The 13,865-nt window shown below is 73.7% G+C and carries 7 protein-coding genes and 3 pseudogenes; 3 read left to right on the top strand and 7 right to left on the bottom strand.

Features of this window, described 5'->3' with window-relative positions:
* The first annotated feature begins 89 nt into the window (after window positions 1-89).
* Together F3L20_RS17405 and F3L20_RS17400 are read left to right on the top strand one after the other, a co-directional pair.
* Window positions 90-1,427, top strand: a complete 1,338-nt coding sequence (locus tag F3L20_RS17405; RefSeq protein ID WP_150155160.1) for an ABC transporter substrate-binding protein — start codon at window positions 90-92, stop codon at window positions 1,425-1,427.
* 71 nt (window positions 1,428-1,498) lie between these two features.
* Complete coding sequence (locus F3L20_RS17400; protein WP_150155159.1) at window positions 1,499-3,541, top strand: beta-galactosidase; 2,043 nt, start codon at window positions 1,499-1,501, stop codon at window positions 3,539-3,541.
* 82 nt (window positions 3,542-3,623) lie between these two features.
* Here F3L20_RS17400 and F3L20_RS17395 read toward each other — a convergent pair.
* From F3L20_RS17395 to F3L20_RS17385, 3 genes and pseudogenes are all read right to left on the bottom strand, one after another.
* Window positions 3,624-4,882: pseudogene (locus F3L20_RS17395) on the bottom strand (vWA domain-containing protein).
* A gap of 10 nt (window positions 4,883-4,892) precedes the next feature.
* Window positions 4,893-6,100: pseudogene (locus F3L20_RS17390) on the bottom strand (AAA family ATPase); the annotation flags it as partial.
* 67 nt (window positions 6,101-6,167) lie between these two features.
* Window positions 6,168-7,562: a hypothetical protein gene (locus tag F3L20_RS17385; RefSeq protein WP_150155158.1), complete on the bottom strand. Its 1,395-nt coding sequence runs from the start codon at window positions 7,560-7,562 to the stop codon at window positions 6,168-6,170.
* Window positions 7,563-7,792: 230 nt separating this feature from the next.
* Between F3L20_RS17385 and F3L20_RS17380 the strand changes: the two genes are divergently transcribed.
* Complete coding sequence (locus F3L20_RS17380; protein WP_150155157.1) at window positions 7,793-8,245, top strand: phospholipase; 453 nt, start codon at window positions 7,793-7,795, stop codon at window positions 8,243-8,245.
* 85 nt (window positions 8,246-8,330) lie between these two features.
* Here the strand turns inward: F3L20_RS17380 and F3L20_RS17375 are convergent, their stop codons facing one another.
* From F3L20_RS17375 to F3L20_RS17360, 4 genes and pseudogenes are all read right to left on the bottom strand, one after another.
* The gene (locus tag F3L20_RS17375; RefSeq protein WP_150155156.1) at window positions 8,331-10,397 is read right to left on the bottom strand and encodes an iron ABC transporter permease; all 2,067 of its coding nucleotides are present in this window, start codon (window positions 10,395-10,397) and stop codon (window positions 8,331-8,333) included.
* Window positions 10,398-10,401: 4 nt separating this feature from the next.
* Entirely contained in the window at window positions 10,402-11,382 is a 981-nt protein-coding gene (locus F3L20_RS17370; protein WP_150155155.1) for an iron-siderophore ABC transporter substrate-binding protein, read from the bottom strand.
* Window positions 11,379-12,233: an ABC transporter ATP-binding protein gene (locus F3L20_RS17365; RefSeq protein ID WP_150155154.1), complete on the bottom strand. Its 855-nt coding sequence runs from the start codon at window positions 12,231-12,233 to the stop codon at window positions 11,379-11,381. Before F3L20_RS17365 ends, F3L20_RS17370 begins: the two co-directional genes overlap by 4 nt.
* A gap of 75 nt (window positions 12,234-12,308) precedes the next feature.
* Window positions 12,309-13,432, bottom strand: a pseudogene (locus tag F3L20_RS17360) (spore photoproduct lyase family protein).
* Window positions 13,433-13,865 lie beyond the last annotated feature (433 nt).

Raw genomic sequence — 13,865 nt, 5'->3', positions numbered from 1 at the left:
CGCGGCCCGCCGACCGCCCCGACCCCGCACCCACGTTCGCGCGCCCCCCACCCCATCTGTCCCACCCACGAAGAAGTGGAAGCACACTCATGCGCAGAAGGACCAGCCGCCTGCTGGGCGGTATCGCCCTCGTGACCTCCCTCGCCCTGGGCGCCACCGCCTGCGGCGGCTCGGACGACGGCTCCGGCACCGAGGCGGTCTCCGCCGAGGACATCCAGGCGGCCCTGGACAAGGGCGGCACGGTCACCGTCTGGTCGTGGGAACCCACGCTGAAGACGGTCGCCGCCGACTTCCAGAAGAAGTACCCCAAGGTCAAGATCAACCTGGTCAGCGAGCGTTCCGGCGACAAGCACTACACCGCGCTGTCGAACGCCATTTCCGCCGGCAAGGGCGTACCGGACGTCGCCCAGCTCGAGTACTTCTCGGTCGGCCAGTACTCCCTCACCAAGGGCCTGACCGACCTGTCCGGCTTCGGCGCGGACAAGCTGGCCTCGAAGTACACGCCGGGCCCGTGGAACGCCGTCACCGAGGGCGACAAGGTCTACGGCCTGCCCATGGACTCCGGCCCGATGGCGCTGTTCTACAACAAGCAGGTCTTCGACAAGTACAAGATCACCGTCCCCACCACCTGGGACGAGTACCTGGAAGCGGCCCGCAAGCTGCACAAGGCCGACCCCAAGGCCTATATCGCCAACGACACCGGTGACGCCGGTTTCACCACCAGCCTGCTCTGGCAGGCCGGTTCGCGGCCCTACAAGGTCGACGGCACCAAGGTGAAGATCGACTTCAGTGACGCGGGCGCCCAGAAGTTCACGGCCGTCTGGCAGAAGCTGATCGACGAGAAGCTGCTCGCGCCGGTCACCAGCTGGACCGACGACTGGTACAAGGGTCTCGGCGACGGCTCCATAGCCACCCTGTCGACCGGCGCCTGGATGCCCGCCAACTTCGAGTCGGGCGTGCCGAACGCCTCCGGCCGGTGGCGCGTGGCCGCCCTGCCCGCGTGGGCCAAGGGCGACAAGGCCAGCGCGGAGAACGGCGGCAGCGCGCTGACCGTGCCCGCCCTCGCCGAGAACAAGGAACTGGCCTACGCCTTCGTGGAGTACGCCAACTCCGGTGACGGTGTCGCCTCCCGCGTCTCCGAGGGCGCCTTCCCCGCCACCCAGGCGGAGCTGAAGTCCACCGAGTTCCTCGACAAGGAGTTCTCGTACTTCGGCGGCCAGAAGGCCAACGAAATCTTCGCCGCCTCCGCCGCCAACGTCGCCGACGACTGGTCGTACCTGCCCTTCCAGGCGTACGCCAACTCGATCTTCAACGACACGGTCGGCAAGGCCTACATCTCCGGCACCACGCTGCCGGACGGTCTGAAGGCCTGGCAGGACGCCTCCGTGAAGTACGGCGAGGAGCAGGGCTTCACCGTCGAGAAGTAGCGACACGCACCACCCCGCGGGCGGCGCGCGCACCCGCGCGCCGCCCGATGCGCCCACCCGGAAGGACCGCCATGATCTCCACCCTCCTGTCCCGTACCGGCGGGACGGACGGTGACACCGCCCCCCGTCTCCTCTTCGGTGCCGACTACAACCCCGAGCAGTGGCCCCGGTCCGTGTGGGAGGAGGACGTCCGGCTGATGCGGGAGGCCGGCGTGAACCTCGTGTCCGTCGGCATCTTCTCCTGGGCCCGCATCCAGCCGACGGCGGACACCTGGGACTTCGGCTGGCTGGACGAGGTGCTCGACCTGCTGCACGAGGGCGGGGTCGGCGTCGACCTGGCCACCGCCACCGCCTCCCCGCCGCCGTGGCTGACCACGGCCCACCCGGAGGTCCTCCCGGTCACCGCCACCGGCGAGACCCTGTGGCCGGGCGCCCGCCAGCACTGGCGTCCCACCTCGCCCGTCTTCCGCCGGTACGCCCTGGACCTGGTGCGGAAGATCGCCGAGCGCTACCGGGACCACCCGGCGCTCGTCGCCTGGCACGTCAGCAACGAGCTGGGCTGTCACAACGTCTACGACTACTCCGACGACGCGGCCCGTGCCTTCCGGGAGTGGCTGCGCGAGCGGTACCGCACCCTGGACGCGCTCAACGACGCGTGGGGCACCGCGTTCTGGTCGCAGCGGTACTCCGCCTGGGAGCAGATCCTGCCGCCGCGACTGGCCGCCTCGCACCCCAACCCGACGCAGCAGCTGGACTTCAAGCGGTTCTCGTCGGACGCGCTGAAGGACCACCTGCGCGCCGAGCGGGACGTCCTGCGCGAGATCACCCCGGACGTGCCGGTCACCACCAACTTCATGGTGATGGGCAACACCAAGGGCATGGACTACGCGGACTGGGCGGAGGAGATCGACTTCGTCTCCAACGACCACTACGTGCACCCCGGCCCTCAGGACCGCGACGAGCTGTCCTTCTCCGCCAACCTCACCAGCGGCATCGCCGGCGGCCGGCCGTGGTTCCTGATGGAGCACTCGACCAGCGCCGTCAACTGGCAGCCGGTGAACGTGGCCAAGCGCCCCGGCGAGCTGGCGCGCGACTCCCTGCTGCACGTGGCGCACGGGGCGGACGCGGTCTGCTTCTTCCAGTGGCGGCAGTCGGCGGCGGGCGCCGAGAAGTACCACTCGGCGATGGTGCCGCACGCCGGCGCGGACAGCGACCTGTTCCGCTCGGTGGCCGAACTCGGCGCCACGCTCAAGGCGCTGGCCCCGGTGTCCGGCAGCGAGCGGGAGCCCGCGACGGTCGGCATCGTGTACGACTGGGACTCGTGGTGGGCCAGCGAGCAGGACTCCCATCCCACCTCGCTGCTCGACTACCGGCAGGAGGCCCTCGACTGGTACGCGGCGCTGCTGCGCCTCGGCATCCGCGCCGACCTGGTCACCACCCGGTCCGACCTGCACCGTCACCAGGTGCTGATCGCGCCGGTGCTGCACCTGGTGCCCGCCGACCTGGCCAAGACCCTCACCCGGTACGCCGAGCAGGGCGGCCATCTGATCACCACCTACTTCTCGGGCGTCGTCGACGAGCACGACCACGTGTGGCTCGGCGGCTACCCGGGCGCCCTGCGGGACCTGCTGGGCATCCGGGTCGACGAGTTCGCGCCGTTGCTCGCCGGGGACGGCGTGGAGCTGGACGACGCCACGACCGGCACGCTGTGGACCGACCGCATCACGGTGACCGCCGACGAGACGGAGGTCCTGGTCCGCTACCGCACGGGTGAGCAGGCCGGCCGGCCCGCCGTCACCCGCCGCCCGACGGGCAGCGGCTCCGCGGCCTACGTCTCCACCCGGCTCGGCGTGGACGGGCTCACCGCGCTGCTGCCGCGGCTGCTGGAGCCTTCCGGTGTGGAGAGCGAACTGCCCGCCGTGGCACGGGGATCGGTGGAGCCGGTGGTCCGCCGGGGTCCCGGGGGCCGGTTCGTGTTCCTGGTGAACCGCACCGACGGCACCGTCCCGGTGCCGGGCCTCGGCGGCGAGGTGCTGCTCGGCTCCGCCGACGCCGACGGCACCCTCACCCTCGGCCCGCGCGCCGTCGCCGTACTGCGGCAGCCCGCTTCCTGACGGTCGGCCGAGCGTCGGGAACGCGCCGGGCCGATCAGCCGCCCACGGGTCGAGCGGTCCGGTGAGTGACTCGCCGGGCCGCTCATCCGTGCGGGTCCCCGACGGTGACCACGCGCGCCCACTCGGGCGGGGTGTCCGGCACGTACTCCGGACCGTCCTCGTCGGCGGCCCGGCCGGGGCGGGGGAACAGGCCGACCACCGTCCGGCAGGGGGGACGTGAGGCGGGCCAGCGCGTCCGGCCGTCGGTGAGGACGACCAGCACGTCGGGGCGGGGCCGGGCGGCAAGTGCCCTGGCGAAGCCGGCCCGCAGATCGGTGCCTCCGCCCCCGACCAGGGGGACCCCCTCCGCGCGGCACAGCCGGTGCACCTCGTGGGACGCGGCGTCGCAGGGCACCACCGACACCAGGTCGCGGCGCCCGCCCACGGCACGCGAGATCGCCGTCACCTCCAGCAGCGCGCTGCCCAGTTCGGTGTCGCTGACCGAGCCCGAGGTGTCGACGACGACGGACACCCGGGGCGGCGTGCGCCGCAGGCTCGGCAGCACGGCGCCCGGCACGGAGGCCGACCTCCGGGCCGGGCGGCCGTAGCTGTAGTCGTCGCCCGAACCGGAGGCGGCGACCGCGGAGCGCATCGCCGCGCCGAGCAGGTCCCGCCAGGGCTGCGGCGGGTGGAAGACCTCCTCGGCCCAGCGCCGCCACCGCTTCGGCGTCCTGCCCGGCCGGCCCGCGATGCCCTGTGCCACCCGGAAGCGGACGGCGTCGCGTTCCTGGTCGGTCAGGCCGTGCGCGCCGTCCGGGCCCAGGTCCCACTCCCGTTCGAGGCCGTCGGCGCCGCTGCCGCAGTCCAGCCAGACGAGGGTGCGGGTGTGCGCGCCCAGCCGGAACCGCCGCAGGTACTCCTCCATCAGCAGCCCGGACTCCAGCCCCAGCATCTCCGGCAGGACGATGTCGTCGGGCCGTGGCAGTCCGTCGCCGTACACGTCGTCGTTGATCTCGCAGTCGGCGGCGATGTTCGTCCGCAGCCGCTCCCCGGCCCGTCGAGTCCCTGCTCGCGGGCCACGCGGTCGCCGCGTCCGTGATGGTCGCGCAGCAGGTGGGACACCTCGTGCACCCAGACGCCGGCCAGTTCCTCCAGGGGCGTCGCGGCGACGTACACCGGCGAGACGTAGCACCGCCAGTACCGGTCGACGGCCATCGTGGGCACGTCGCGGGACGCGACGGGGTTCAGGGCGAACAGGGCGGTGGCGAGGTAGGGGCGGGCGCGGACGGCCAGCAACCGGGCGGCGAGCAGTTTGTCGAGGTCGAGCGCGGGGGCCGCGGTCCGCGGCGGGTGCGTGGTCATCGGGTCGGCCCTTCGTCACCCGGGCAAGGGCCTGGGCGGCGCGCCGGGACAGCGACAGGGCGCGGGTGAGCCGTTCGACCGTCGGGGGGACGTCCCAGTCCTCGCGGCGCAGGGCGGCGAGGGTGGTCGCGGGGACGACGACCAGGTCGGGCGCGCCGGTGTCGAGGGCGCGGGCCAGCAACGCCCAGGCGGCGTCCCAGCGGGCCCGTTCGGGACGGGCGCGCACGGCCGCGACCACGGCGTCCAGCGTGGCCTGGCGCAGATCGCCCCGGTCGGGCAGCTCGGCGCCGGCCGGGTCGGCGAGCAGCGTCTCCGGGTCGGGGAGGTCCAGCCGGTCGAGGCTCGCCAGCAGCTCCAGGCCCGGTCCGTCCCGACGGTGCCCCGGACCAGCAGGGAGAGGACGTCGCGGCCGGATCCGGCGGCGGTCGCGAAGGCGATCAGGTGCAGGGTCATCTCCCAGCTGCGCGGTGAGGGCCAGGGTCCGCCGCGGCGGGTCTCGCCGTTGGGCAGCCGGTGCACCAGCGGGGGCCGTGCGGTGAGGAAGGCGCACACCGCGCGGCGGGCGAAGGCCACCGCCTCCGGCATGCGGTGCGGGTCGAGTGCGGGCAGGGTGGCCCGGGGCCAGGTGCCGCCGAGACCCCGGACGACGACTTCGGGGTCGTGCGTCCAGTTCAGGTGGACGAAGCGGTTCGCCAGCGGGGGGCTGAGTTCCCAGCCGTCGGCGGCCGAGGCACGCGGGTTGGCGGCGGCGACGATCCGCACGCCGGGCGGCAGCCGCAGCGCGCCGATGCGGCGTTCCAGGACCAGCCGGAGCAGGGCGGCCTGTACGGCGGGCGGCGCGGTGGAGAGTTCGTCGAGGAACAGCAGACCGCGCCCGGCGCGGACCAGGCGGACCGCCCAGTCCGGCGGGGCCATGGGAACGCCCTGTTCGGCGGGGTCGTCGCCGACGACGGGCAGTCCGGAGAAGTCGGACGGCTCGTGCACGCTGGCGATCACGGTGGTCAGGGGCAGGTCGAGGGCGGTGGCCAGCTGGGTGAGCGCGGCGGTCTTGCCGATGCCCGGCTCGCCCCAGAGGAGTACGGGCAGGTCGGCGGCGACGGCGAGGGTGAGCGCCTCCAGCTGGATGTCGGGGCGCGGTTCGGTGGTGGTGTCGCGCAGCAGGGTGAGCAGGTCACCGGCGACGTCGAGCCGGGAAGGGGCGGACACGGGCATGGGCATGGGTCATCACCTGTGGGTGTGGCGGGAGTCGGGTGAACGCGAGGCCGGGGACCACGTCCCCGGGTGGTCAGCGGCGGGTGGCGTGGCGAGGGTGGGAGCGGTGGTCGCGTCGCCGGGCGGGGGCGGGCAGGACCCGGTGGTCGGCGGGGCCGCTCAGGCCCGCCCGGTACAGCCCGTGGGCGAGCCGCCGCAGCGCGGCCTCTTCGAGGGCGTCCTTCAGCGGCCCGTCGCGCAGGCGCGCCTGTGGCCCCAGCAGATTCCCGACGACGGCCAGCGCGCCGTCGGTGTCTCCGTGGTCCAGGCGTTCGCGAACTCCGGTGAGGCAGTCCGGCCGCCGGTGGGCACGGTCGAGGAACCGCAGGCAGGGCAGCGGGGTGCCGGTCAGTTCGACCAGCAGTTCCTCCCGCCGCATCTCGTCCGGCGTGTGGTCCAGCGGGACCAGGACGCCGTCCACGAGGGCGACCCGGTGCCGGTCCCCCCGGCACTCCACGAGGTGGGGTTGCCCGGGATCCGGTCCCGGCGGCGGTCCGGTGACCGTGTGACCGGGTGCGAGGGCGGCGGCGACCAGCGGGTGCAGCCGTCCGGCCTCGATCGCGCCGGCCCGGAGCAGGTCGAGGTCGGGGAGGACGTACGTCGCCGCGTCCGGCAGCAGGGGCAGCACCGTGAACGCCGTGTCCGCGTCCGGCGGTTCGGCGCGTACCGCCTGCGGTACGGGTCCGGCGCCGGACAGGTGCAGGACGATCCGGTGGCGGGCGTCGATCCGCACGGTCACGGCACCTGCCGTGCGGCCCGTGTCGCGGAGCAGGATGCGGGCCTCCTCGGCCCACCGGTCCACAGCGCAGTGGTGACCCGGCGGCAGCAGCCCGGGCTCCACCGTGACCGGCGCCTGCGCGCCGTCACCGGCCGGGTGGTCCGCACCGGAACGGTGCCGTAGTTCGTGCGCGCGTCGGGCGTCCCACAGATGGCGGTGGAGGTCGAACCGGAACCGCCGGCCGGGGCGGGGGCGCGGGTGTCCGCGGGAGCCGTCGTGGAGCCGTTCGCCGTCCCACAGCGCGAGGCTCATGCGCTGGCCGCCCGCCGCCCACGCGGGCGGGGTGCGGACCACCAGCCACACAGGGCGCGGCCCGTGGGGGCCGTCCGCCGCGTAACGGGCGAGAGTGACGGTGGCGCCCGGCCGCAGCAGCCCGTCGGGGGCGGTCCTCGGCATGTGCCAGCGCAGCAGGTCGGGTGCCAGATGCCGTAGGTCGGCACGCAGTCGGCCCGTGAGGTCACGGCCGTGGGTGCGGGTCAGGTCGCGCGGCCGCAGGTCGACGTCGATGTTCGCGGCGGCGCACGCCCCCGCCCAGTCGCCGACGCTCCGGCGGGCGGTCGCGGTCTCGATCATGGGCGGCGGCACGGCGTACTCGCGCACGCGCCGCCAGAGGGAACGACGAGGATCCTCGTCCACGGGGAGTGGGTGCATCAGCACTCACCTTGCGTGGACGGAACCCCCCTTCTGCGGACGGTTGAAGTGATCATCGCGGTCAGGATAGTGCGCCGCCCGTCACCCTGTCAGGTGACTTTTCCCCGGGCGGGGCGGCCTCTCCACGGGGAACGTGCGGTAGTTGCGGTGTAAACCGACCTCCCCCACGGGCATGCCTTGTCATGAACCTGCCGTCCGGTGGTCGGACCGCGGTCTCATGGAGGTGTGGGATGCACCGAAGAATCGCCACCGCGCTCGCCACCCCGGCCCTCGCCCTCGTCGGTGTCCTCGGCACCGCCACCGCCGCCGACGCGGCACCCGCGGACAAGCCCCAGGTGCTGTCCAGCTGGACCCAGACCGGCGCGTCCAGCCACAACCAGTGGGCCGCCGCCCGCGCCAACCGGTCCGCCTGGTCGGCCTACCAGTTCGACTGGTCCACCGACTACTGCTCCTCCTCCCCCGACAACCCCTTCGGCTTCCCGTTCTCCACCGCCTGCGCCCGCCACGACTTCGGTTACCGCAACTACAAGGCCGCCGGTGCCTTCTCCGCCAACAAGACCCGGCTCGACAGCGCCTTCTACGAGGACCTCAAACGCGTCTGCAACGGCTACGGCCGCGCCGGCAGGACCGCCTGCGACCGCACCGCGTGGACCTACTACCAGGCCGTCAAGGCCTTCGGCTGACCGTCACCGGCCAAGAACACCGCGGGCCCCGTGGCCGGGAGAGGCAACTCCCGGCCACGGGGCCCGCGGTGACGTCCCGCACCGCCTACCGGCGGCTGCGCACCAGCACATGGAGGAAGTACGGCGTGCCGATCACGGCCGTCATCAGACCGGCACCCAACTGCGCCGGGGCGATGACCGTACGGCCCAGCAGGTCCGCCGTGCACACCAGTACGGCGCCCAGCAGCACGGCGACCGGGAGCACCCGGGTGTGCCGCCGGCCGACCAGGGTCCGGGCGGCGTGCGGTGCCACCAGGCCGACGAAGCCGATGGTGCCCGCGGCGGCCACGGCGGTCGCGGTGAGCAGCACGCTCAGCACGAGGAAGCCGAGCCGGCCCCGGGACAGGTCGAGACCGAGCAGCCGGGGGGTGTCCTCGTCCAGCGAGACCAGGTCGAGTTCGCGGTGCCGGACGGCGGCCACCGCGACACCGGCGACGAGGACCAGGGCGAGCGGCACCACGTCCGGCAGGGTCCGGCCGTACGTGGAGCCCGACAGCCAGGTGAGCGCCTTGGTGGCGTTGAACGGGTCGGTGAGCACGATCAGCAGGCTGATCACCGCGGTCGTCCCCGACGCCACGCCGATGCCGACGAGGACCAGCCGGTTCTGCTGGAACCCGCCGCGCGCCGCGAGCCCGAACACCAGGACCGCGGTGAGCGCGGACCCGGCGAAGGCCGCCCCGGCGACGCCCCACCCCCCGGCCGTCGGGACGGTGGTCACGAGGATCACGGCGCCGAGCGCACCGCCGCCGGAGACGCCGAGGACGGACGGTTCCGCCAGCGGGTTGCGGGTGACGGCCTGGACCAGGGTGCCGGCCAGCGCGAGCGCGGCGCCCGCGAGGAGCGCGGCGAACACCCGGGGCGTGCGGGTGTCGAGCACGAACGAGACGGTCCTGCCCGCCCTGCCCTGCGCCCAGTTGACCACGTCGCCCAGCAGCAGCTTGCTGTCGCCGAGCAGCAGGCCCGCCACGGTGACGCCGGCCAGGGCGAGCACCAGCACCGCCAGCGTGGTCAGGAAGACCCTACGGCTGCGGATGCGCAGCTTGTCGGGGGCGGTGGCGCCCCCGGTGTCGCGCAGCCGGGCCGCCATCACCACCAGGAACGTGGCGCCCACGAAGCTGGTGACCACGCCGGTGGGCACCGCCACGGCCGTGTCCGCGTCGACCAGCGCGCGCAGCAGCACGTCCGCCCCGAGCACCAGCGCGGCGCCGACGAGACCGGCGACGGGCGCGCCCGCGCGCAGCCGCCGCAGACCCCTGGACCGGCAGGCGAGGGGGCGGGCGAGCGCCGGGGCGCACAGGCCGACGAAGCCGATCGGGCCGGCGAGGGTGACGGCCGCGGCGGACAGCAGCGTGGCCAGCACGACGGCCGTGACGCGGGTGGCCCGTACGGGTACGCCCAGTCCGCGCGCGGTGTCGTCGCCGAGCGCGAGGGCGTCGACCCGGCGGGCGACGAGGAGCAGTCCGGCGAGTCCGGCCACGACGACGGGCAGCATCTGCAGCACGCCGTCGAAGCCGTTCTGGCCGATGTTGCCCTGGTTCCACTGGTAGAGGCCCTCGGTCTGCCGCGGGAACAGCAGGAGCAGCCCCTCGGTGACGGCGGTGAGTCCGAGCGCGAGCGCGGTACCGGCCAGCACCAGCCGTACGGTGCCGGCGCCGAGCCCCGACAGGCCGAGGACGACGGCCGCCGCGGCGAGACCGCCCGCGAAGGCGATGCCGGACGAGGCAAGCAGCGGCAGCGACAGGCCGGTGACGGCGGCGATGCCGAGCGCGAAGTAGGAACCGGCGTTGACCGCGAGGGTGTCCGGGGAGGCCAGGACGTTGCGGCTGACGGCCTGGAGGGCGAGGCCCGCGATGCCGAGGGCCGCGCCCACGAGCAGCCCGGCGGCGGCCCGGGGCAGTCGCGAGGCGATGACGACGGACGCGTCGGCCGGGTCGGCCCGCCCCGTGAGGGCCTTGAGCACCTCGGCCGGGCCGACCGCGGCCGTGCCCTGGGTGATGTCGACGACGGCGAGGGCGGCGACCAGGAGCACGAGCGCGGTCGTCACCGCGGCCGCGCCCGCCCGGGACGGGACCGTCTCCGGGCGGACGGTGGGAGGGGTGGCGGTGACGGCCATCGCGCTACTTCGTCAGGGCCGCGACGAGGGAGTCGACGTAACGCTCCATGGAGCCGGTGCCGCCGAACATCCAGATGCCGTCGTCCAGGCGGTGCACGTCACCGGACTTCACGAACGGCAGCGACGTCCACACGGAGTTCTTCGCGAGCTCCTTGCCGAACGGGTCACTGCTCGCGTCCTGCTTGTTGCCGATGTAGACGAACTTCGCCTCGCCCAGGCCGCTCAGGCCCTCGACGTCGGTCGAGCCCAGGCCGTAGGCCGGGTCGCCCTCGACCTTCCAGGCGTTCTTCAGGCCGAGCCGCTCGTTGACGCCGCCGATGAGGGAGCCGGAGGTGTAGGGGCGCACGGAGACCTGGTTGGAGGCGACGTAGCCGTCGGCGAAGGCGATCCGGGCGCCCTTCAGGCCGGCCGCGTCAAGGGCCTTGGCGCCCTCGGCGAGCTTCGCGTCGAAGTTCTTCTCCAGGGTGGCCGCCTGCTCGGTGGTGCCGGTGGCCTTCGCGATGAGGTCGACGTTCTCCAGCATGCGCCCGACCGGGTCGGAGGCGTCCGCGGACTTCACCTGGAGGACCGGGGCGATCTTCCGCAGCTGCTTGACCGCGTTCGGCTGGAGGTCCGTGGTGGCGACGATCAGGTCGGGGTCGAGCGCGGCGATGGTGTCCACGCTGGGCTCGCCGCGGGTGCCGATGTCCTTGGCGTCGTTGGTCAGCGGCACAGCGCTGTCCCACGTCTTGTAGCCCTTGACGTCGGCCACGCCGACCGGCTCGACGCCGAGCGATATGAGGTGCTCGACGACGTTCCACTCGGTGCCGACGACCTTCTTGGCGGGGCCGTCGAGTTCCACCTTCGCGCCGGACGCGTCGGTGAGGGTGATGGGCTCGGCCGACGCCTTGGGCTTCTCGTCGGCCGCCGGCTCGGTGGTGCCGCAGGCGGCGAGCAGCAGGGCCGCGGCGGCGGCCAGGGGCGCGGTGCGCAGGAGGCGTCTCATGAGGTGGTGCTGAGCCTTTCGCTTCGGGTGTGGTGACGGCCGATGGCGCGGGTGCGCAGCCGGCCGGTGAGGGGGTCGGTGTCCACCTCGATGCGGATGCCGTAGACCTCGGTCAGCCGCTCGGGGGTGAGGACGTCCTCGGGTGCGCCCTCGGCGACGACGCGTCCGGCCGCCAGGAGCACGACGCGGTCGGCGACGGCTGCCGCCTGGTCGAGGTCGTGCAGCACGACGCCGACGGCGATGCCCTGGTCGTCCGCCAGCTCGCGCACCAGGTCGAGGAGTTCGACCTGGTAGCGCAGGTCGAGGTAGGTGGTGGGCTCGTCGAGGAGCAGCACGCCGGTCTCCTGCGCGAGGCAGCCGGCCAGCCAGACGCGCTGGAGCTGTCCGCCGGAGAGATGTTCGGCGCCGCGGTCGGCGAGTTCGGTGACGCCGGTGAGGGCGAGGGCGCGGTCGACGGCGGCCCGGCCGCCCGGGTCGGTGCCGCCCCAGCGGCCCCGGTGCGGGTAGCGGCCGAACTCCACGACGTCGCGCACGCTCAGGCCGGTCGGGGTGGGCCGGCCCTGCAGCAGCAGGGCGACGCGCCGGGCGAACTCCCGGGGGCCGAGGGCCAGCGCGTCGGTGCCGGTGTCGATCGTGAGGGTGGCCCGCCGGGGCCGCTGCAGGCGGGCGACGGTGCGCAGCAGGGTCGACTTGCCGCTGCCGTTGGGGCCGACGAGGACGGTCACCTCGCCGGGCCGCAGGGTCAGCTCCGCGTCGTGCACGACGTCCGTGCCGTCGTACGCCACGGTCACGCCGGTGGCCGACAGTTCATGCCCGTGCCGGCCGGGAAGCACCTCTTCACCAGGAATCACGAGGCCAGGTTAGCCTAACCTTAGTGCCGGTTGTCACGGGGTGACCTGGGAAAGCCCGGGGAGGCTGTCACCGCCTCAGAAGGCGTACCGGACACCCAGCCACGGCGTACGGCGGGCGATGATGTCGCGCAGCTCCGCGAGCGCCTGGCGTTTGACCCCCGTGTGGTAGCGGAGGTTGAGGGCGCCGTTCTGCGACCGCTTGGTCTCCTGCGCGGCCGGCTGCCACAGCACGTCCTCGCCGCGCGGGTGCCAGCGGAGGTTCACCTCGTGCAGGTCCGCGTTGTGGGTGAGCATGATGACCTCGGCCAGCGCCTGCCGTTTGACCCGCTCCGGCAGGACGTCGTCCATGTGCCGCAGCAGTTCGTCCCAGGCGTCCTGCCAGCCGGGGCGGACGACGACGGGCGAGAGGTTGAAGTGCACCTCGTAGCCCGCGTCGAGGAAGTCCGCGGCGGCGGCGATCCGCCGGTCCACCGGGCTGGTGCGCAGGTCCAGCAGGCGGGAGTCGTCGGCGGGCATCACCGAGAACCGGACGCGGGTACGGCCGCGCGGGTCGAGCTCCAGCAGGTCGGGGTTGACGAACTTGGTGGCGAAGGACGCCTTGGCGGTGGGCCAGTCACGGAAGGCACGGATCAGGTCGGCGGTGTTGTCGCAGATCAGTGCGTCGACCGAGCAGTCGCCGTTCTCCCCGATGTCGTACACCCACGCCTCGGGTCGCACTGGTTCGGCTCCGTCTTCGGGCCCCGCGCGGCGACGTGACGGCCGAGGTGGGCGACGATCGCGTCGATGTTGGTGAACAGGGTGATCGGGTTGGCGAAGCCCTTGCGGCGGGGCACGTAGCAGTACACGCAGGACAGGGCGCAGCCGTTGGAGGGGCCGGGGGCGATCCAGTCGGCGGAGCGGCCGTTGGGGCGGGTGGTGAGCTTTTTCCTCACCCCCAGGACGAGGGTTTCGCGCTTGATGCGCATCCAGCGGTCGGCGCTGCCCTCGTTGCCGTGCAGCTCGGGGATGCGCCAGTGGGAGGCCACCTCGACGAGGCGCGCCTCGGGGAAGCGGGCGAGGATCTGGCGGCCTCGGGGGAGGCGGCCGCGGCCGGTTCGGCGTGGATCTCCTTGACCGCCAGCAGGCGGCGGGCCTGCGGGGAGTCCCGGAAGGGGATGCCGTCGGCGAGGGGCCGGGTGCGTCGTGGGCGCCTGGGGCATCTCGTCGATGCCGAAGAGGGGCTCTTGCGAGCCGTGGGGGTGGGGGGGGGTGGTGGCGCATGGGCGGTCGGCTTCCGGGTGGGGGCTGGCGGACACAGCCGTGAGTTCCACTGTACGGCTGTGTCCGCCGGAGCCCGTGTCGCCTCGGCGGGTGCGGGCCCGGTCAGGGCTGAGCGCGCAGTTCCCCGCGCCCTGAGGGGTGGCAGTCACGGTGCGTGCCGCCCGGCCCCACCCGCCTCCGCGTCCGGGGACCGACGGCACGTCGGCGGGTGCGGTCCCGGTCAGGGCTGAGCGCGCAGTTCCCGCGCCCCTCAAGTGCCACCCGTCCCCGCCGCCTTAGTGCGGGCCCGGTGAGGGCTGAGCGCTCAGTTCCCCGCGCCCTTCGGGGGCGCCGTCTGCGCCGTGTCGGCGACCGTCCCAGCTTCAGGGGCGC

Source organism: Streptomyces tendae (assembly GCF_008632955.1).
Taxonomy (GTDB): domain Bacteria; phylum Actinomycetota; class Actinomycetes; order Streptomycetales; family Streptomycetaceae; genus Streptomyces.
Note: the sequence above shows the minus strand (reverse complement) of the source record. Positions and strands in the feature narration are given on the sequence as shown.

Excerpts from the sequence above, each read along its gene's own strand:
- F3L20_RS17405 (WP_150155160.1), top strand. The coding sequence starts at position 90 with ATGCGCAGAAGGACCAGCCGCCTGCTGGGCGGTATCGCCCTCGTGACC.
- F3L20_RS17400 (WP_150155159.1), top strand. The coding sequence starts at position 1,499 with ATGATCTCCACCCTCCTGTCCCGTACCGGCGGGACGGACGGTGACACC.
- F3L20_RS17385 (WP_150155158.1), bottom strand. The coding sequence starts at position 7,562 with ATGCACCCACTCCCCGTGGACGAGGATCCTCGTCGTTCCCTCTGGCGG.
- F3L20_RS17380 (WP_150155157.1), top strand. The coding sequence starts at position 7,793 with ATGCACCGAAGAATCGCCACCGCGCTCGCCACCCCGGCCCTCGCCCTC.
- F3L20_RS17375 (WP_150155156.1), bottom strand. The coding sequence starts at position 10,397 with ATGGCCGTCACCGCCACCCCTCCCACCGTCCGCCCGGAGACGGTCCCG.
- F3L20_RS17370 (WP_150155155.1), bottom strand. The coding sequence starts at position 11,382 with ATGAGACGCCTCCTGCGCACCGCGCCCCTGGCCGCCGCCGCGGCCCTG.